The organism is Chloroflexota bacterium, from assembly GCA_020850535.1.
GTDB lineage: Bacteria > Chloroflexota > UBA6077 > UBA6077 > JACCZL01 > JADZEM01.
In genome coordinates this window covers 1-19,632 of record JADZEM010000116.1, presented here as the reverse complement: position 1 = coordinate 19,632, position 19,632 = coordinate 1, and the positions used below count along the sequence as shown (strand labels likewise).

Genomic DNA, 19,632 nt, shown 5'->3' with positions numbered 1-19,632 from the left:
ATCGACGAGTAGACTCGACCTCTGTGGCAAGGCGGCTGAGACGTACGCCGAGAGCCGGTGGGGAGGACGATGACAGCGCTGTCGCCGCGCAGGTCTGACGCGGGCGGCTCGACCCGTCTCGTCGATGTCGCGCAGCTCGCGGGCGTCTCCTTGAAGACGGCTTCCCGCGTCATCAATGGCGCGTCTGCCGTCAGCGACGCCGTCCGCGAGCGGGTTCAGACCGCCGCTCGACAGCTCAACTACGTGCCCAACCTGCCGGCCCGGCGGCTCTCCAGTGGCCGGACGAACGTCTTCGCGTTTGTCGCAGCAGAGCTGAACTCCGGCTACGCGGCGCGGGTGGTCAACAGCTTCGTGGTCAGCGCCGAAGAGGCCGGCTACCGCACCATGCTGTTCAACAGCCACCGCGACACCGAGCGCGACCTGAGCATCGTCGCCTCGCTGGTCCACGGTCACGAGGTTGACGGGCTGGTGTTCTTCCGTTCGGCGGCCGACGAGCCGGCCCTGGAGGCAGCGGCCAGCCAGGTGCCGATTGTCCTGATCGACCCGCACCGGGTCCAGCCTCGGAACGTGGCGCACGTGGTGGTGGACAACGACGCTGGCGTGCGCGTGGCGGTCGAGCACCTCGCGCGCCTCGGCCATCGCCGCATCGGCCATCTCACCTACCACCGTGAGGCCTCGTTGTGGATCGACCTGCGGGGCGCGGCCTACCACGCGGCAATGGCCGAGCTGGGCCTGCCCGTCGCCGACGATCTCGTGATCTGGGCGGACCATCGCGAGGATCTGGGGCGGGCCGCCCTGGCGCGGTTCCAGCAGCCCGATCCGCCGACGGCCCTGTTCGCCGTCTCGGACTACGCCGGCGTCTCGGCCATCAACGCGCTGGAGGGCGCTGGCATTCGCGTGCCGGCTGATGTCTCCATCGTCGGGTTCGACGATGGCCCGTTGGCTGAAGCGTGCCGGCCGGCCTTGACCGCCGTGCGCCAGCCCATGGCACTTCTTGCAGAGACGGCAGTCACGCTGCTGGCGCGCATGGTCGAAGGGAGACCCTCGGACGTCCGCACCGTCCTGCCCGTCCAGCTCATCGAGCGTGCGTCAACAGCAGCTCAGCGCACCGGTGCGCATCAGCACGTCACCTTCATCAGGGGCGATGCAGCAGCGGAGTAGCTGCCGTCCCTGCATTCGTGGTGGAACCCATCGTGGTGGAACCCATCTCGGGAGCCCAGGGGAGGAGTTCGTATGGACACACGGAACGTGTCGCGTCGTCGGTTGCTGCGCGGGCTGGGCGCTGGCGCCAGCATCGCGTTGCTCGCGCCGGTGCTGGCTGCCTGCGGGCAGTCGTCGGGATCGGCGCCGGCCGCGCCAGCCAAGACAGACGAGAAGCCGGCGGCCCCGGCTGCGAAGCCGGCCGAGCAGAAGCCGGCCGAGACCAAGCCCGCCGAGCAGAAGCCGGCCGCTGCCGCCACGGCGGCCATCCCGGTCATCACGGCCGGCAAGGGCGACCAGCAGATCGTCGTCTGGTCCGGTCAGATCACGTTCAACGACATGAACACGCCCAACGGCAAGTGGGCGACCTGGGTCCGCGACACGTTCGCGCAGCGGAACCCGAAGTACACGCTGAAGGTCGAAGATCACGGCTGGGACCAGCCGCTGCGGACCAGCCTCCTGACGGCCATCGCCGGCGGCACCGTGCCTGAGGTCACGACCGGCGAGGCGTTCGTCCACGAGTTTGCCTCGCTCGGCGCGTTGCAGGCGGTGCCGGACGTGAACCCGAAGGACTTCTCCTACGGGACCATCGCCGGCTCGCTGTACCAGGACAAGCTCTGGGGCCTGCCGATCTACACTTCGGCCTTCGCGCTGGAGACGAACGTCCGGGTCGCCAAGAAGGCCGGCCTCGATCCGACCCAGGCCCCGAAAACCTGGGACGAGCTGGTCGCGAACTCCACCAAGGCGTTCGAGGCGGGCAAGGGTGAGTACATCGGCTACAACCTGTACGGCCCCGCGCCGAACCGCGTCTACGGCACCGTGCTGCGGACGATCCCCTGGATCAACCAGACCGGCAAGCCGCTCGGCGACGACGACGGCACCAAGGGCTTCTTCAACGCGCCGGAGCACGTCGCGGCCTACGAGTTCAGCCGCAAGCTGTTCAAGACGGCGGACCCGGGCAACACGTTCTCGGGCGACGAGGGCAAGCTCTACGCCTACAACTGGCAGGACAAGGGCATGTACCAGATCGCCCAGATGTCGCTGGCCCAGAGCGCGAAGGACGCTGGCGCGGAGACGGTCTACCATCCGCTGCCGCGCAAGGATCCGAACGTCAGCGGCAACGTGGTGCTGGCGAACGTCGTTTTCTCGCCGCTGGCGAAGGCCAAGAACAGCGAGGGCGCTATCGCCTTCGTCAAGTTCATGGCCGAGAAGGAGACCCAGCAGCAGCTCGGCGAGATCCTGGGCTTCCGCCTGCCGGCCCGCCTCGACCTGCTCACCGATCCGAACCTCGAAAAGCTGGCTGGCTATACCCGATTCGGCCCGCAGATCGTCCGCACCTACGCCGACATCCTGGCGAAGGAGGACGTGAAGCCGGTGCCGCCGTACTCCAAGAACCCCGACAAGATCTGGATCGCCTGGGGCGACATGTTCGGCAAGGTTCTGGAGAAGGCCGACCCGATCCAGCCGATGCTGGACGACCTCCAGAAGGAAGTCGAACGGCTCCTGCGGTAGCCGACGGGACGGAATCACTATGGCCGGAGTGCTGACCCATGCCGCCCACGCCCCGCTCTCGCGGGGCGATCGGTGGCGCGTCTGGCGGTGGCGGAACCGCCAGACGATCCTCGCCTTCACGATCTTGACGCCGTTGTTCCTCTATCTGCTGCTGTTCACCTGGGTGCCGATCCTGGTGATGGCGGCCCTCAGCCTGACCGAGTGGAACATCGTGCGGTGGCCGCCGACGTTCATCGGTCTTGAAAACTACATCGAGATCCTGACGACCCCGTACTACCACAAGGTCATCTGGAACACGGTTCTGTTCGGCATCGTCGTGCTGGTGCTGGAGCTCGGCGTCGGGTTCGGCATCGCGCTGATGCTCAACGAGCAGATCAAGGGCCGCGCCGCCTACCGGACCATCTGGTACCTGCCCGTCGTCATCTCGGGCGCGGTGCTGGCCCAGACGCTGGCTGTCTTCCTCTATCCGGCGAAGTTCGGCGCGCTCAACAGCCTGCTCGACCTGGTCGGGGCCGGCCCGATCATCTGGACGCGCAGCGAGTTCTGGATGCCGTTCTGGGTGATCATGTTCAGCTTCTGGCGTGGCGTCGGGAGCGTGGTGATCTTCTTCCTGGCCGGCCTCCAGGCCATCGACGTGACCCTCTACGAGGCGGCCCAGGTGGACGGCGCAAGCCGCTGGAACCTGTTCCGGCACATCACCATCCCGCAGCTGGCCCCGGTCACCCTGTTCGTCTTCATGACCTCGCTGGTGCGGACGCTCCAGACCTGGGAAGCGCCGCTGGTGCTGACCTTCGGCGGTCCAAACAACTCGACTCGCACGCTGGTCTACTCGATGTACAGCGACGCCTTCGGCAACCTGGCGATGGGCATGGCCGCCGCCCAGAGCATGTTGCTGCTGGTGGTCCTGATGACGTTGAGCGGCCTCAATCTCCGGTTCTTCCGGCAGCGCGGCTGAGGGGAGGCGACGTATGAACACCACCCGCCGCCGACCGCTCTGGCTCTCGGCGCTGATCTACACCGTGCTGACCGTCACCAGCATCATCATCCTGTACCCCATCGCGTTCATGGTGCTGGCGACCTTTACCTCCACCGAGCAGTACTACCGCAGCGCCTACATGCCGATCCCCGACAGCCTCAGTCTCAAGAACTACCTGATCATCCTGGGGAACTGCTCGCAGGGGTGCATCTGGCAGTCGATGCTGATCACCGTTGGCCGCTCGCTCTGGTACATCTTCTGGGCGCTGCTGATCGCGATCATGGGCGGCTACGCCTTTGGACGGCTCCAGTTCCCGTTCAAGACGCCGTTGTTCGTCTTCTTCCTGTCGGGGCTGATGGTGCCCCCGCTCCTGACCATTTTGCCGCTCTACATCATGCTGGCGCGGTGGCCGCTGGTCGGCGGCAACGACATCTGGGGCATGGGCGGCCACGGCTTCGTGAACGAGTGGCCGGCCCTCGGGATCCTCGGGCTGGTCAACGTGATCGCGCTGTTCCTGGTCAAGCAGAACTACGAGATGCTGCCCGGGGACTTCGAGGAGGCGGCGCGAGTGGACGGCGCGGGCACCCTCCGCGTGATCTTTCAGATCTACGTTCCGATGTTGAAGCCGGCCCTGACCGCTGTGGCGATCCTGGAATTCGTCCAGATCTGGAACGACTACTTCAGCCCGCTGATCCTCGTCGGCGGCAACCGCGAAGTCACCCCGGTGGCGCTGACGGTGCAGCGGCTGATCTACTCGTACACCCAGCAGCAGGCCGAGACCGTGGCGGACTTCCCGCTGATCTTCGCGGCGGCCACGCTGATGAGCCTGCCGACCATCTTCGTCTATCTGGCCCTGCAGCGATACTTCGTGCAAGGTCTGGTGAGCACGGGCGTCAAGGGGTAGCGCCAGTTCCCCCTGTGACGCCTCGTCTGATCTGGCCGCGCGCCGCATCCCCGGGCGCGGCCTCCCTCATGCTGTCCTGAACTGAGAGGGGGCGAGCACCTATGGCTCGATATCGAAGCGCGATCATTGCCTGTGGCACCATCGCCCGCTGCCACGGGCGCGGATGGCAGGGTGTCCCGGATGTCGATCTCGTCGCGATTGCCGACAGCAACAAGCAGGCGCGCGACGAGTATGGCGAGTTCTTCAGTGTGCCGGAGTCCGGCCGTTTTGCCGACTACCGCCAGATGCTGGACGAGGTCCGCCCGGACTTCGTCGACGTCTGTAGCTGGCACGGTCTGCACGCCGAAATGGTCATCGCGGCGGCGGCCCGCGCCCCGAAGGCGATCCTCTGCCAGAAGCCGATGGCCCTGAGCCTCGGCGAGGCCGACCGCATGCTGACGGCCTGCGCCCGCGAAGGGGTCAAGCTGGTGGTGGCCCATCAGCGGCGGCACCTGGCCGGCTGGCTCGAGGCCAAGAAGCAGATCGATCAGGGGCTCATCGGCGACGTGGTGCAGATCTCGATCAACAGCGGCACGCTGCTGAACGTGCTCTCCCACGACGTCAACATGGCGCAGTTCCTGGTCAACGATCGGCCCGTCGAGTGGGTGATGGGGGCCGTCGAGCGCAGCACCGACCGTTTCGAGCGCTCCTTCCCCTGCGAGGACGCCGCGATGGGCATCGCGCAGTTCCAGGGCGGCGTGCAACTGGTCATGAGCGCGGCCCTCCCGACCGGCGGCCGGGGCCACGGTGCGCGGATCGTCGGCACCGACGGCATCATGGAGCTGGGCGTCACCCGGCCGCCGGAGGCGGAGATTCCGAGCGACGGCAACATGCGCTCACCGGAAGGCTCCTCGGCCAAGTACAACGTCGAGAACGGCTACGCCCAGGTGCTCCGCGTCGGCGGCGACCGCTGGGAGAAGATCGAGGCGCCCTGGCACGATCCGTTCGTGCGGGTGGCGCAAGAGGCCGTCGACTGGGTGGACGGCAAGACTGCCGACCCGATCAGCTCCGGCCAGAAGGCGCGGGCCACCATCGAAGTGCTGATGGCGATCTACGAGTCCGCCCGCAAGCGTCGGCGCATCGATCTGCCGCTGAAGACGCTGGCGAACCCGCTCCAGTTGATGGTCGAGTCCGGCGAGCTGCCGGTCGAGTGGCCGGGCCGCTACGAGACGCGCTCGCGGATCGTGCGCGGCGAAGGGTTCGCCTGGGACGCCTGAGGCGAGTGGTCAGCCATCAGCGGTCAGCAGTCAGTACCGTTGGGCCTGTCCGTCGGTCTCGCCGGATGGGCAGGGAGTTGGCACGATGACGGTCCGCTTTGGACAGATTGGCACCAAACACGGACATGCGCGCGGCAAGTGGCGCGCGCTGGTCACGAATCCTGATGTCGAGGCGGTGGCCGTCTGGGAGCCGGACGCCGAGAAGCGTGCCGCCGAGCAGGCGCACGAGCAGTTCGCCGGCGCCCACTGGGCGACCTCGGCCGACGACATACTTGGCGATCCGTCTATCGTGGCCGTGGCCATCGAGGGGCTGAATCCCGAGAGCCTCGCGATGGCCCACGCCGCCGTGGACGCGGGCAAGCACCTCTGGTACGACAAGCCGGCTGGCGACAACTGGCCGCGGTTCCATGCGCTCGTCGAGAAGACGCGGGCGAAGGGGCTGTACCTCCAGATGGGGTATATGTTCCGCTATCAGCCCGGGTTCCAGTTCCTGGCTGAGCTGTCGCGCTCGGGCGCCCTGGGCGACGTGTTCTCGGTCCGCGCCCACATGTCCACCTGGATCAGCGAGCCCGCGCGCGAGGTCATCAGCGTCCATCGCGGCGGCATCTTCTACGACCTGGCCGGGCACATGCTGGATCAGGTCGTCTGGCACCTCGGGCGGCCGACGCGGACGCAGTTGTTCGCCCGCAACGACACGACCCCGGGCATCCCGCACTTCGCGGACAACACGCTCGGCGTCTTCGAGTTCGAGCGAGCGCTGGCGTTCGTGGACATCGCCGCGATGGAGCCACGGCCGAACGCCCGCCGCTTCGAGGTCTACGGCACGAAGGGCAGCGCCATCACCGAGCCGTTCGACCCGGGCGACGTGGTGAGGCTGGTCCTCTCGGAGCCATACGGCGCGTACGCGGCCGGCGAGCACATCGTGAAGCTGCCGACGATCCAGCGCCAGCAGATGTACGAGCGCGAGCTTGCAGCGTTCGTGGCGACCGTCCGCGACGGCAAGACGCCGGATCGGACGTTCGAGCACGAGCTGCTGGTGCAGGAGACGCTGCTGCGGGCGACCGGCGGCCTGCCGGGCTGACGTGCTGGCGCGGGCGTGCGCTCGAAGTAGCGCGGGGGCTGGTGACTCTCGGGTAAGCGGGTTTCACATCGTCGCGGTATGATGGGCGCGCGCAGAAGGGAGTCGGGAATCCTGGAGGAGCGATGTCCAGCTTGCCCCTGACGATCAGGCCGGCCACCGACGATGACGTGCCGGCCCTGACGGATCTCTACAACCACTACATCCTCAACTCGCCGGCGACGTTCCACCTCGAGCCGCTGACCGTCGAGCAGCGCCGCGAGTGGGCCTCCCACTACGCTGACCACGGTCGCTACCGGCTGCTGGTGGCGGAGCGCGAGGGTGCGCTCCTCGGCTACGCCACCAGCAGCCCCTTCCACGAGCGGCTGGCCTACCAGACGAGCATCGAATGCAGCGTCTACATCCACCAAGATGCCGTCGGTCAGGGTGTCGGCAGCCGCCTGTACACGGCCCTGTTCGACATCCTGGCGCGGGAGCCGATCCACCGCGCGTACGCTGGCATCACCATGCCAAACGATGCCTCCGTTGGGCTGCACCGGCGGTTCGGCTTCCGCGACGCTGGTCTCTACACCGAGGTCGGGTACAAGTTCGGTCGCTACTGGGACGTCGCCTGGTTGCAGAAGGACATGCCGAACTGACCCTTGCCTGACCGCCGAGCCGGCAGCCTGCCCGACGCCTCGCCGCGCACCCTACAATACGCCGCGATGGCCATCTATCTGGTGCAGCGACTCTGGCAGTCCGTCCTGGTGCTGCTCGCCGTGAGCGTGCTCAGCTTCGTGCTGATCTTTCTTTCGGGTGATCCGGTCGCCGCGCTGATCCCGCTCAATGCCCGTCAGGAGGATGTGGACAACATCCGCCGGGCGTACAACCTGGATCAGCCGGTGGCGGTGCAGTACCTGCTCTTTCTCCAGAAGGCGGCGACTGGCGATATGGGCGAGTCGTTCAGGTTCAAGAGCGACGCCCTCAGTATCGTCCTCGGGCGTCTGCCGAACACCGTGCTGCTGGCCTGCACCAGCATGCTGCTCTCGATGCTGGTGAGCCTGCCGCTCGGCGTCCTGGCCGCTACCTACAAGGGGCGCTTTCCGGACGTGCTGGCATCGTCGGTCGCGCTGTTCGGCATCTCGATGCCGTCGTTCTGGCTCGGGGTGATCCTGATCCTGATCTTCGCGGGCGGGATGCGCGTGCTGCCGGCGTCAGGCTCTGGCACCTGGCAGCACCTGGTGTTGCCGACTATCACCGTCAGCGCGTTCGCCACCGGCCTGCTGATTCGGTTGGTGCGCCGCTCGGTGGCCGACACGCTCGGGCAGATGTTCGTGACCACCGCCCGCGGCAAGGGGCTGTCGGAGCGGGCGATTGCCTGGGGCCATGTCCTCCGCAACAGCGCCATCCCCGTCGTCACGGTGATGGGACTGCAGTTCGGGGCGCTGCTCGGAGGGTCGGTGGTGGTGGAGACGGTCTTCGCGTGGCCAGGCGTCGGCTGGCTGATGATCCAGTCGATCGAGGCGCGCGACCTGCCGGTCATCCGGGCGGCCGTCCTGATCCTGGCCCTGTTCATCGTCCTCATCAATCTGGTTGTGGACCTGCTCTACACGCTGCTCGATCCGCGCATCAAGCTGGGGGCGCGGGCACAGTGAGCCTCGAAGCTGGCCGCGAGTCGGTTACTGCACCTGGGGTCAGCGTGTCCAACGCCGCTGTCGCCGAGTCAGCGGCCGGCGCCACGGCTGAGTCAGCGGCCGGCGCTGTCGTCTCGGCCGCTCGTACGCGTCGGAGGCGGCGCAAGGTCGGCCGGCAACTGCTGATCGGCGGCGCGCTGGTGCTGCTGACCGTGCTGATAGCGGCCGTCTCGCTGGTCTGGACGCCGCGTCCGCCGGGTGAGCAAGACCTTGCGCGCAGCCTGCTGCCGCCGTTCTGGATGCCGGGCGCGCAGGCCGGCTTTCCGCTGGGGACCGATCTCAACGGCCGTGACCTGCTCAGCCGGATCATGGCCGGCGCTCAGGCCAGCCTCTTCGTCGGGATCGCGTCGGTGGTGGTCGGCGGGCTGGTCGGGCTGACGCTCGGCCTGCTGGCCGGCTACTTCGGTGGGTGGGTCGAGTCGCTGGTGATGCGCCTCGTGGATGTCCAGTTGTCGCTGCCGGGCGTCCTGCTTGCCATCGCCATCCTCGCCGCCACGGGCAAGGGGCTGGTCAACGTCGTCCTGGTGCTCGGCTTCGTGAGCTGGGTCCAGTACGCCCGTATCGTGCGCGGCTCGACGCTGGGTGTGCGCGCGCAGGAGTACGTGCTCGGCGCGCGGGCGCTCGGCGCGACGCACGGGCGGATCATCCGCCGCCACATCCTGCCGAACATCCTCCCACCGATCCTGGTGGTCTCGACCATCAACGTCTCATCCAACATCCTGGCCGAGGCGGCATTGAGCTACCTGGGGGTGGGCGTGCCGCTCTCGACGGTGACCTGGGGCGGCATGCTGAACGAGGGGAAGACGGTCTTCGAGTTGGCGTGGTGGAACGCGATCTGGCCGGGCCTCGCGATCCTGCTGGTGGTCTTCGGCATCAACCTGCTCGGCGACGGCCTGAGCGAGCGCTAGGCTGAGGGGAGCAGATGATGTCGCGTCCGTTCGAGCTGTCGATAGCCCTTCAGACCAACAAGACGCCGAGCCAGTACGAGGCGCTGGCCCGGTTGATCGACGGCTACGCATTCGACGTGGTCAGCGTCTACAACGATCTGCTGTTTCAGCCGGCGCTCGGGCCGCTGCTGATGCTGGCGCGGCGCCTGACGCGCGCTCGGCTCGGTCCGGCGGCGCTCAACCCGTACACCGTCCATCCGGCCGAGATCGCCGGGCAGGTGGCTGTGTTGGACATGGCGACGGACGGCCGTTCCTATCTCGGGTTGGCGCGCGGAGCGTGGCTCGACGCGCTCGGCCTGGAGACGCGTCGCCCGGCGGATACGCTTCGCGAAGCGACGCTGCTGATTCGGCACCTGCTGGCGCGCCGGCCGGAGCCGTTTGAGGGCGCGGTGTTCAGCCTGATCCCCGACGCCGTGCTGCAATACGAGCCGCTGCGGGCCGACGTGCCGATCATGCTCGGCACCTGGGGACCGCGCACGGCCCGTGTGGCTGGCGAGGTGGCCGACGAGGTCAAGATCGGCGGCACGGCGAACGCGGCGCTCGTTCGCGAGATCATGCCGCACATCAACGAGGGGCTGGATGCGGCCGGGCGGGCGCGCGGATCGGTGGGCGTCTGCCTGGGCGCGGTGACGGTGGTGGACGAGGACCGGGACGCTGCCCGAGCGCTGGCGCGTCGGGAGGTGGCGCTCTACCTGCCGGTGGTGGCCCCGTTGGACCCGTCGATGTCGGACCAGGAGTGGCTGACGCGGATTCAGACGGCGGCGCGGCGAAACGACTATGATGCGGTCGCTCGCGACATCTCGGACGACATCCTGGACAAGTTTGCGTACGCGGGTGCACCGTCCGACATCGTTGGGCAGGTCGAACGGCTGATCGAAGGCGGCGCGACGCGCGTCGAGTTCGGGACGCCGCACGGCCTGGACGCGATTCGCGGCATCAAACTGTTAGGGGAGAAGGTCGTGCCCGCCCTGACCGGCCGGCCGGCGACACTGTTGCCATGAGCGTCGATCCGAACCAAGTCCGTATTGGCATGGAAGTCTATGGCACCGATGGCGAGCTGGTCGGCACGGTCAAGACGGTCTCCCAGACCGACTTCATCCTGAACCGACCGTGGGCACGCGATCTGGTGGTGCCCATCGAAGCGATCCAGGCGGTCATCGACGATATGGCGCGGCCTACCGCTCACTCGCACGTCGTGCTGACCATCCGTGCCCGCAGCGTCGACGGTCAGGCCTGGCCCCATCCCGACTGATCGGCGTGCATCCATGGCGGACGACACATTTCAGTTGTTTGACTTGCGGGTCCGGATCGAGGAGATCCGGGGCACCTGTACGTGTAATCACCGGGTCGGTGACGCCTTCGAGCTGAAGGGCGGCAAGCTGAGCCTGCCGGACGGGCAGAGCTTCTGTCTGTACGCGCTGGCCTCGACGTTGCCGCTGCTCCCGACCAAGCAGCGCCCGCTCCACCCGAACGACTGGATGTCCACGGACGCCCGGATCATCTGCCCCGATCCGCTGTGCGGCGTCGTCATGCTGATCGAACGGGTGGGCGAGCGCACGCTGCACCACGCCGACGTGAGCGCCGTGCCCCTCGAAGTGCCGGAGGGCGAAACGTAGCGGGGGAGGCCCTCAGGCGTTAACCGAGGCGGCCCTCACCCCCCGGCCCCCGGAGAAGGCCCTCACCCCCCAGCCCCCTCTCCCTGTGCGCGGGAGAGGGGGAGATACACGAGACTGTCGTTCCTCCCCTCTCCCGCGCACAGGGAGAGGGGTCGGGGGTGAGGGCCTCCCGTGGCCGCAGGTGCGGCCTGCCCGGGCACGGCCCTCGTGCTCAGTACGTCGAGAGGTAGTTCTCCAGCTCCCACGGTGACACCTGCTTGCGGTACTGCTCCCACTCGGCCATCTTCGCCGCGTAGAACCACTCGAAGACGTGCTCCCCGAGTGCCTCGCGGATGACGGCGTCGGCGGCCAGCTCATCCAGCGCCTCTTTGAGCGTCCCCGGCAGCATCCCCATCGCGTACTTCTTCATCATCTGGTCGTCGAAGTGGTAGAGGTTCTCCTCGACCGGGCGGGGCGGCGCGAGCTTGCGGCGGACGCCGTCCAGGCCAGCCGCCAGCATCACCGCGAACGCCAGATACGGGTTGCAGCTCGGGTCTGGGCAGCGCAGCTCGATGCGGGTCGCCTCGCGCCGGCCGCGCGTGGTCTGCGGCACCCGAATCAGCGACGAGCGGTTGATCCGCGCCCAGCTCACGTACACCGGCGCCTCGAAGCCCGGCACGAGCCGTTTGTACGAATTGACCAGTGGCGCGAGGATCGCAGACATGCCGCGCGCATGTGCCAGTTGTCCCGCGATGAAGTGCTGGGCCAGCTCTGACAGGCCGTACTCGTCGTCGGCGTTGTGGAACAGGTTCTCGCCCGTCTGCGCGTCGGCAAGGCTCTGGTGGCAGTGCATCCCCGAGCCGTTCATCCCCAAGAACGGCTTCGGCATGAAGGTCGCGTAGAGGCCGTGCCGCTGAGCGATGGCCTTCAGCGTGACCCGGAAGGTGACCGCGTTGTCCGCCGTCGGGAGGGCCGGGCCGTACTTGAAGTCGATCTCGTGCTGGCCAACGGCGACCTCGTGGTGGCTGGCTTCGACGGTGATGCCCTGGTCCTCCAGGGCGTTGACCATCTCCTTGCGGACGTCCGCCGCGAGATCGGTCGTCACGTCGAAGTAGCCCGCCTGATCGTGCGGCAGCGGTTCGACCTTCGTCGGTCCGCTGGTGCGGAGCAGGAAGAACTCCAGCTCCGGGCCGGTGTTGAAGATGTAGCCCATCTCCTCGGCCCGCTCGAGCTGCCGCTTGAGGACCGTGCGCGGGTCGCCGTCGAACGGCTCGCCATCGGGCGTGTAGACATCGCAGAAGACCTTCGCCGTCGGGTTCGACCCACGGTCCCAGGGGATCATGGTGAACGTCGACAGGTCCGGCTGCAGGTACATGTCGGACTCGTGGATGCGGGCGAACCCCTCGACGGACGAGCCGTCAAACCAGAGACCATGATCGATGGCGTCTTCGAGCTTGTGGCTCGGGATCGAGACCGTCTTCACAAGTCCCATGATGTCGGTGAATTGCAGGTTGACGAAGCGGACCCCTTCGGCAGCGGCTCGTTCGAGCACGTGGCGCCTGAGGTCGTTGGAATCGCCTGATGGTGCGCTCATGATGAGCATCTCCCCGCTGAGGTGCTGCCGGACCCGGGCGTATGAATGGGGCGTATGAATTATGAGGACGCTCCGGAAGGCCCGTCGACGCCGCGCCGCCCAATCACACGCCCGATCTTTAGTGCAACCTGCAGCGCCAGCCGCGTTTCGGCGTCGTCAAGATCGACCCCGAGCACGCCCCGCGCCCGGTCGAGCCGGTAGAGCAGCGTATTCCGGTGCAGGTGCAGCCGCTGCGCCGTGCGAACGTGGTTGCCGTGGCACTCGAAAAACGCTTCGAGGGTGTTGACCAGCCCAGCGCCCTGGCGTTCGTCGTGAGCCTGGAGCTTGCCGAGGAGGTCGTCATAAAACGAGGCCAGCTCGGAATTGTCGCGCAGCTGAAAGAGCAGCCGTTGCACGCCCAGGTGCTCGAAGTGGACGGAGCGGTCTCCGCCAAGCAGCGCGCGGCCGATCGCCAGCGCCTGTTCGGCCTCCCGGAACGAGAGCGCGAGCCCGGCGATGCCCGGGTGGTGCCGCCCGACGCCGACGGTGACCTGTCCGCTGGCGAGCAGGCTGGAGAGCCGCTTGCGAAGCCGCTCCGCCAGTTCGAGCGCCTCCTCAGAGGTGGGCGGCGCGGTGCGCGGCAGGGCCACAGCCAGCCGATCCTGCTGCTCGCGCAGGAGGGCGCCGGGTGCCAACCTCAGCACCTCGGTGCGGACCAGGTCGGCGGCGTGCAGCCGCTGCGAGCCGGACTGGCGGTCTGACGGCTCCTCCAGGCTGACGGCCAGCAGGACGTGCGCCCGTCCCAGGTCGTGGCCCATCCAGCGGGCGCGCGCGAGCATCGCCTCCTCACTCGGGTAGTTGCCTGAGAGGAGATCGTCCAGGAAGTCGCCCTGCAGCCGAAGCTGGGCCTCGGTGACGGCCCGCTGCTTCGCCAGCTCTATGCCGAGAACCCGGGCCGCCCGCTCGGCTACCTGGCGGTCGAGGTCCGTGACGTCGTTGCCGCCGCCCAAGACGAGGTAGCCGGCCGGCGTCCCACGCAGCCGCAACGGCACGACCAGCGCCTCGGGCGCGTCGCTGTCGGAGGCCAGCCAGAAGGGGGCGGCCGGGCGTGCTCCGAGCGCACGCGGGTCGCCGGCCGCCAGGGCCGCGCCGACCGCTCGCCCGGTCTGCTGGGTCTCCTCGTCGTCGGGGACGCTGACCTGGACGCGGAAGTACTCGTCCAGCACCACGGTCGGCCGGCGGGTGACGTCCGAGACCTCGGCGGCCAGCGCGGCGATGCCGGCGTCCTCGACCAGGGTCGCCAGCAGCCGCTCGTAGATCTGCTCGACGCGCCGTCGTAGCTGCGACTCGCGGTCCACGATCAGGCTGATAACCGCCCGCTCGACCTCGATCAGCGACAGGTGCGGACCGACCAGCACGATGGGCATGCCCAGCTCCTCGGCGGCCTCCAGCGCATCGGACGGCGGCAGCGTGTTGACGACGATGGCCTCGACGCCGGCCTCGCCGAGATCGCGCACGACGCGCCCGAAGCTCTTGTTGACGGCCGACGCCGGGAACAGGACCATCTCGCCGGTCTCGCTGCCGCTCAGCAGACCCTGGCGCGCCCCGAGCAGCCGCGCCCAGAAGATCCCACGGGTCAGACCCCCGCGTCCGGCCACGACCTCTGCGCCAGTCGGCAGTGCGAGTCGCAGGACTTCCGACACCGAGACGGCATAGGCGGGCGCGCGCAAAGGGGCCGAACCTGGTACGGTCGCGTGCATGGGGCACATTGTGCAGACTGTACAAAGCTCCGCGCAACCGGATGGACGACTCGCCCGATGCGGTGCGATCTGATCGTGACGCGGCAGCGCTTGCCCGGCTCAGACCGGCGTGCTATACCCACTGTGGGCTCGTGCAGCCAGGCCGAGTCCGCCACCTTTAATTCGGTCCAGCGAGGCCGGCAAGGAGGCGTCAGTGGTTCCCTGTGTCACGCTGCGTCCGACCCAGCTGCCCGATGTAATCGTTGACGAGATCCTCCGCGAGGCGGGGGTTTTTTTCTGTCTGATCCGGGCGGTGGCGCCATGAGTGTGCAGCCGCCGACCCCGCACCGCCGCGAGCTGATGAGCGCCGACGAGATCCGTCGTGCCCTCTCGCGGATGGCCCACGAGATCGTCGAGAAGAATGCCGGCATCGAGCACGTGGTGCTGGTCGGCATCAGGACGCGCGGCGTCCCCATTGCGAAGCGCATCGCCCGGCTGATCTCCGAGTTCGAGCACAACTCGGTCGCCGTGGGCGGCCTCGACGTGACGCTCTACCGGGACGACCACTCGCGCCGCGTGAAGCTGCCGGCCGGCCCCTCAGACATGCCGTTTGACATCGAGGGCCAGCATGTCGTGCTGGTGGACGACGTGCTCTACACCGGCCGTTCGGTGCGGGCCGCGATGGACGCCCTGCGCGACTACGGCCGCCCGCGCACCATTCAGTTGGCCGTGCTGATCGACCGCGGCCACCGCGAGCTGCCGATCCGCGCGGACTACGTCGGCAAGAACATCCCGACGGCGCGCTCTGAAGTCGTAGAAGTCAAGCTGCTGGAGGTTGACGGACGTGATGAAGTCGTCATCGACAAGCAGTCCAGCTGACGGGCTGGCCGCTGATCGATCTGTCAACCCGAACACGGGAGGCCCGGCATGACGGCGACAGAACACCGACCGGCGGCGAACCTCGAACAGGCGCGTGCGGATCGAGTGACGCCCGTCTGGAAGGGACGTCGCCACATCCTCGACCTGGACGACTGGTCGCCCGGCGAGATCGCCCAGGTCATGGACACGGCCCTGACCATGAAGAGCATCCTGGCCCGGCCGATCAAGAAGACGCCGACGCTCCGTGGCAAGACCATCGTCACGGCGTTCTACGAGTCGAGCACGCGGACCCGCATCTCGTTCGAGGTGGCGGCCAAGTACCTTGGAGCGGACGCCGTCAACATGACGGCCTCCGCCAGCTCGGTCTCAAAGGGCGAGTCGCTGCTGGACACGGTCCGGACGCTCCAGGCTATCGGGGCTGACATCGTCGTGATGCGGCATCCGCAAAGCGGTGCGCCGTGGGTCGTCTCGGAGCGTGTCAACTCGTCGATCGTCAACGGCGGCGACGGCTGGCACGCCCATCCGACTCAGGCGCTGCTCGACCTGTTCACGATCCGCGAGCGACTCGGGCGCGTGGCCGGCCTGAAGGTGACCATTCTGGGCGACGTGCTCCACAGCCGCGTGGCCCGCTCCGACATCTGGGGCCTGAGCCTGCTCGGTGCTGACGTGACAGTCTGCGGCCCGCCGACGCTCCTCCCGCGCGACTGGGTTACCGATCCAGGCGGGCTGCCCTGGAAGCTGCGGGTCGAGGAGCGCATCGAGCCGGCCCTTGAGGGGGCCGACGTGGTGATGGCGCTCAGGCTGCAGCGCGAGCGCATGCACGCCGGCTTGATCCCGAGCATCCGCGAATACTGCCGACTCTACGCCTTGAATGCCGACCGCCTGAAGCTGGCGAAGACCGACGCGCTGGTGATGCACCCTGGCCCGATGAACGAGGGCGTCGAGATCTCGCCAGATGTGGCGCACGGCGCGCAGTCGGTCATCGAGGAGCAGGTGACGAACGGCGTCGCGATCCGGATGGCCCTTCTGTACCTTCTCTCGGGCGGCACGGCCCGACCAGACGGAGAGTAGTCCCTATGGCAACCGAACGAACGCGGCTGATTGGAGGCCGCCTGATCGATCCGTCGCAGGGGATTGACGATCTGGCAGATGTGGTGATCGGGAGCGGGCGCGTCCTCGAGATCGTGCGGGGGACCGAGCGCAGCCGCCGGACAGCCGTCGCCAGCGGCGAGCGCATGGTCGACGTCACCGGGATGGTGATCGCGCCAGGGTTCGTGGATCTGCACTGTCACCTGCGCGAGCCCGGGTTCGAAGATAAGGAGACCATCGCCACGGGGACCAGGGCGGCGGCGGCCGGCGGCTTCACCACCGTCTGTGCCATGCCGAACACCAGCCCGACCATCGACACGGCCTCGGATGTCGAGTGGGTGATCAGCGCGGCCCGCCGGGGCGGCGTGGTGCGGGTCCACCCCATCGGCACCATCACGCGCGGCGAGAAGGGCCAGGAGCTGTCGGAGATGGCGGACATGGCCCAGGCCGGGGCTGTGGCCTTCTCCGATGACGGCAACATGGTCAAGAGCGCGCGGCTGATGCGGAACGCCCTGGCCTACAGTCGGGTGACCGGCCGCCCGATCGTCGATCACGCCGAAGACCCGGACCTGGTGGACGGTGGCGTCATGCACGACGGCCGGGTCGCCAGCATCCTCGGGCTGCGGGGCTCCCCCGCCGAGGCCGAAGAGGTCGCGGTGGCCCGCGACATCGCGCTGGCGCGGGCGACCGGCGGCAAGCTGCACATCGCACACGCCTCGACGGCGGCGGCGGTTGACCTGATTCGCCAGGGCAAGGCGCGCGGCATCAGCGTGACCGCCGAGGTGACGCCGCACCACCTCGTGCTGACCGACGAGTGGATCGCCGGCACGAGCGCTGGCCACCCGCCGTTCAACACCAACTGCCGGGTGAACCCGCCCCTCCGCACCGACGCCGACCGCATGGCACTGATCGCCGGCCTGCTCGACGGCACGATAGACTGCATCGCCACGGACCACGCCCCGCACACGGTCGTCGACAAGGATTGCGAGTTCGACCAGGCCGCTCCCGGCCTGTCGATGCTGGAGACGGCCTTCGGGCTGCTGATGCGGCTGGTGGACGGCGAACACCTGTCGCTCGCCACGCTCATCAAGGTCTTGACGATCAATCCGGCCCAGGTCTTCGGGCTGGACGCGGGGACGCTCCGGGTCGGCGCGAACGCCGATCTGGTGGTGATCGACCCCGGGGCTGAGTGGACCGTGGACGTCCGAAAATTCCAATCCAAGGGCAAGAACTCGCCGTTGCACGGCGAGCGGTTCCGTGGCCTCGTCCGCACGACGATGGTCGGCGGGGAGGTCGTACACGAGGTGCCACAGTGATCGGGCGTGAAGCGGCCCTGGTCCTCGAAGACGGGACCGTGTTCATCGGTCACTCGTTCGGGGCGGAGGCCGACGTTGACGGCGAGGTCGTGTTCAACACGGGCATGACCGGCTACCAGGAGATCTGCACTGACCCGTCGTATCGGGGGCAGATGGTGGTGCTGACCCATCCGCAGGTCGGCAACTACGGGGTCTCCTTCTCGGCGGAGGAGGCGGCCCACCCGCTGCTGACCGCACTGCTGGTCCGCGAGCTGGCGGACTTCCCCAACCACTGGGAGAGCCACGAAGATCTGAGCGGCTACCTGAAGCGCTGGAACGTGCCGGGCCTCGAAGGGATCGACACGCGGGCGCTGACCCGCCGCCTGCGCGATGTCGGCACCCTGCGGGCGGTGCTGCGGCACGCGGGCGTCGACGGCTTCAGCGCGGACGATCTGGATCAGCTCCGGGCGGAGGCCCGCGAGGTCACCTCGCTCTCGGACAAGCTGCTGATCCCCGAAGTCTCGGGCCTCAGTCCCGCGCCGAACGTCCCCTCCGAGCGCCGCACCCGCGTCGTGCTGGTGGACTACGGCTACAAGGCGAATATCGCGCGCTCGTTGCAGCGGCGGGGCGCCCTGGTGGAGCTGGTCCCCTGGGATGCCGGCTACGACGGCATCATGGCGAACACCCCCGACGCCGTGCTGCTCTCCAACGGCCCCGGTGATCCGGCCCAGCTCGCCGAGGCGGTCGCTACCGCCCGCAAGCTGATCCCCAGTGGCACCCCGATCATGGGGATCTGCCTGGGGCACCAGATCATCGGGCAGGCGGCCGGAGCTGCCACCACGCGCCTGCCGTTCGGGCACCACGGCGGGAATCACCCGGTCAAGGACACCGGCAGCGGCCGGGTGGCGATCACCAGCCAGAACCACGAGTTCCAGGTGGAGGCCGGGCCGGCCCTCGACGCCAGCGGCTTCGACGTGAGCCACATCAGCCTCAACGACGGCTCGGTGGAGGGCTTGCGGCACCGCGAGCTGCCCGTCTTCTCGGTCCAGTTCCACCCGGAGGGCTGCCCTGGTCCCCAGGACTCGCAGCCGCAGTTCGACCACCTGTTCGAGTTGATCGCCCGTCGGCGGGCGACTGGAGCGCCCGCGTGAGCGAGCCAACCTCATTCCCCACCACGGCGACCCCAACCCACGTACGCCAGCCAAAGAAGGTGCTGGTCATCGGCTCCGGGCCGATTGTCATCGGGCAGGCCGCCGAGTTCGACTACGCCGGCACCCAGGCCTGCCGCTCCCTCCGCGAGGAGGGCGTCGAGACCGTTCTGATCAACTCCAACCCCGCCACCATCATGACCGACGAGGGCGTGGCCGATGTGACCTACATCGAGCCGCTGACCGTCGAGATGGTCGAAGACATCGTGCGGCGCGAGAGGCCCGACGGCATCCTGGCGACCCTCGGCGGGCAGACCGGCCTGAACCTGGCGGTGGCGTGCGCCGAGGCCGGCGTCTTCGAGCGGCACGGCGTCGAGTTGATCGGCACAACGCTGGCAACCATCAAGACGGCTGAAGACCGCGACCTGTTCAAGCAGTTGCTGATCCGCATCGGCGAGCCGGTGCCGGCCAGCGTCACGGCGACCACCGTCGACGAGGCGATGGCGTTCGCGGCCTCAAACGGCTACCCGGTCATCGTGCGGCCGGCCTTCACGCTCGGCGGCACCGGCGGCGGGCAGGCCCGCGACCAGGCCGAGCTGCGCCGCGTCGCCGCGTCGGGACTGGCAGCCAGTCCGGTCACCCAGGTGCTCGTCGAGCAGTCGCTGATCGGCTGGAAGGAGCTGGAGTACGAGGTGCTCCGCGACGCCGCCGACACCTGCATCGTCGTCTGCAACATGGAGAACATCGACCCGATGGGCGTCCACACGG

19 protein-coding genes are annotated in these 19,632 nt (G+C 68.1%); 17 read left to right on the top strand and 2 right to left on the bottom strand.

Annotated features, from left to right (window positions below):
• Positions 1 to 69 precede the first annotated feature (69 nt).
• The 12 genes from IT306_15835 (at position 70) to IT306_15780 (ending at position 11,162) form a co-directional block, all read left to right on the top strand.
• Positions 70 to 1,161, top strand: a complete 1,092-nt coding sequence (locus tag IT306_15835; protein ID MCC7369899.1) for a LacI family DNA-binding transcriptional regulator — start codon at positions 70 to 72, stop codon at positions 1,159 to 1,161.
• Positions 1,162 to 1,233: 72 nt separating this feature from the next.
• The gene (locus tag IT306_15830) at positions 1,234 to 2,712 is read left to right on the top strand and encodes an extracellular solute-binding protein (protein ID MCC7369898.1); all 1,479 of its coding nucleotides are present in this window, start codon (positions 1,234 to 1,236) and stop codon (positions 2,710 to 2,712) included.
• 19 nt (positions 2,713 to 2,731) lie between these two features.
• Entirely contained in the window at positions 2,732 to 3,667 is a 936-nt protein-coding gene (locus tag IT306_15825; GenBank protein MCC7369897.1) for a sugar ABC transporter permease, read from the top strand.
• Positions 3,668 to 3,680: 13 nt separating this feature from the next.
• Positions 3,681 to 4,592, top strand: coding sequence for a carbohydrate ABC transporter permease (locus IT306_15820; protein MCC7369896.1), 912 nt, complete (start codon positions 3,681 to 3,683; stop codon positions 4,590 to 4,592).
• A gap of 101 nt (positions 4,593 to 4,693) precedes the next feature.
• Positions 4,694 to 5,848, top strand: a complete 1,155-nt coding sequence (locus IT306_15815; GenBank protein MCC7369895.1) for a Gfo/Idh/MocA family oxidoreductase — start codon at positions 4,694 to 4,696, stop codon at positions 5,846 to 5,848.
• Between the two features lie 85 nt (positions 5,849 to 5,933).
• Complete coding sequence (locus IT306_15810) at positions 5,934 to 6,929, top strand: Gfo/Idh/MocA family oxidoreductase (GenBank protein MCC7369894.1); 996 nt, start codon at positions 5,934 to 5,936, stop codon at positions 6,927 to 6,929.
• Positions 6,930 to 7,051: 122 nt separating this feature from the next.
• Positions 7,052 to 7,564 (top strand): N-acetyltransferase, encoded by a 513-nt coding sequence (locus tag IT306_15805; protein MCC7369893.1) that lies wholly within the window; start codon positions 7,052 to 7,054, stop codon positions 7,562 to 7,564.
• Between the two features lie 3 nt (positions 7,565 to 7,567).
• Positions 7,568 to 8,560: an ABC transporter permease gene (locus IT306_15800; GenBank protein MCC7369892.1), complete on the top strand. Its 993-nt coding sequence runs from the start codon at positions 7,568 to 7,570 to the stop codon at positions 8,558 to 8,560.
• 44 nt (positions 8,561 to 8,604) lie between these two features.
• Complete coding sequence (locus IT306_15795) at positions 8,605 to 9,507, top strand: ABC transporter permease (GenBank protein MCC7369891.1); 903 nt, start codon at positions 8,605 to 8,607, stop codon at positions 9,505 to 9,507.
• A 17-nt stretch (positions 9,508 to 9,524) separates the two neighbouring features.
• Positions 9,525 to 10,547: an LLM class flavin-dependent oxidoreductase gene (locus IT306_15790; GenBank protein ID MCC7369890.1), complete on the top strand. Its 1,023-nt coding sequence runs from the start codon at positions 9,525 to 9,527 to the stop codon at positions 10,545 to 10,547.
• Positions 10,544 to 10,798 carry a DUF2171 domain-containing protein gene (locus IT306_15785; protein ID MCC7369889.1) on the top strand — a complete coding sequence of 85 codons (255 nt, stop codon included), beginning with the start codon at positions 10,544 to 10,546 and terminating at the stop codon, positions 10,796 to 10,798. The genes IT306_15790 and IT306_15785 overlap by 4 nt, the downstream gene beginning before the upstream one ends.
• A 13-nt stretch (positions 10,799 to 10,811) precedes the next feature.
• Positions 10,812 to 11,162: a TIGR04076 family protein gene (locus tag IT306_15780; GenBank protein MCC7369888.1), complete on the top strand. Its 351-nt coding sequence runs from the start codon at positions 10,812 to 10,814 to the stop codon at positions 11,160 to 11,162.
• Between the two features lie 211 nt (positions 11,163 to 11,373).
• Here IT306_15780 and glnA read toward each other — a convergent pair whose 3' ends face one another.
• Together glnA and IT306_15770 are read right to left on the bottom strand one after the other, a co-directional pair.
• Complete coding sequence (gene glnA, locus IT306_15775) at positions 11,374 to 12,735, bottom strand: type I glutamate--ammonia ligase (protein ID MCC7369887.1); 1,362 nt, start codon at positions 12,733 to 12,735, stop codon at positions 11,374 to 11,376.
• A 59-nt stretch (positions 12,736 to 12,794) separates the two neighbouring features.
• Positions 12,795 to 14,372, bottom strand: coding sequence for a helix-turn-helix domain-containing protein (locus IT306_15770; GenBank protein ID MCC7369886.1), 1,578 nt, complete (start codon positions 14,370 to 14,372; stop codon positions 12,795 to 12,797).
• Between the two features lie 402 nt (positions 14,373 to 14,774).
• Between IT306_15770 and pyrR the strand changes: the two genes are divergently transcribed.
• The 5 genes from pyrR to IT306_15745 all read left to right on the top strand — a co-directional run.
• Entirely contained in the window at positions 14,775 to 15,332 is a 558-nt protein-coding gene (gene pyrR / locus IT306_15765; protein ID MCC7369885.1) for a bifunctional pyr operon transcriptional regulator/uracil phosphoribosyltransferase PyrR, read from the top strand.
• Between the two features lie 48 nt (positions 15,333 to 15,380).
• Positions 15,381 to 16,403: an aspartate carbamoyltransferase catalytic subunit gene (locus IT306_15760; GenBank protein ID MCC7369884.1), complete on the top strand. Its 1,023-nt coding sequence runs from the start codon at positions 15,381 to 15,383 to the stop codon at positions 16,401 to 16,403.
• A 5-nt stretch (positions 16,404 to 16,408) separates the two neighbouring features.
• Positions 16,409 to 17,737: a dihydroorotase gene (locus tag IT306_15755; GenBank protein ID MCC7369883.1), complete on the top strand. Its 1,329-nt coding sequence runs from the start codon at positions 16,409 to 16,411 to the stop codon at positions 17,735 to 17,737.
• The gene (gene carA, locus IT306_15750) at positions 17,737 to 18,867 is read left to right on the top strand and encodes a glutamine-hydrolyzing carbamoyl-phosphate synthase small subunit (GenBank protein ID MCC7369882.1); all 1,131 of its coding nucleotides are present in this window, start codon (positions 17,737 to 17,739) and stop codon (positions 18,865 to 18,867) included. The genes IT306_15755 and carA overlap by 1 nt, the downstream gene beginning before the upstream one ends.
• 59 nt (positions 18,868 to 18,926) lie before the next feature.
• On the top strand, positions 18,927 to 19,632 hold a 706-nt coding region (locus IT306_15745), incomplete at its 3' end, for a carbamoyl-phosphate synthase large subunit (protein ID MCC7369881.1).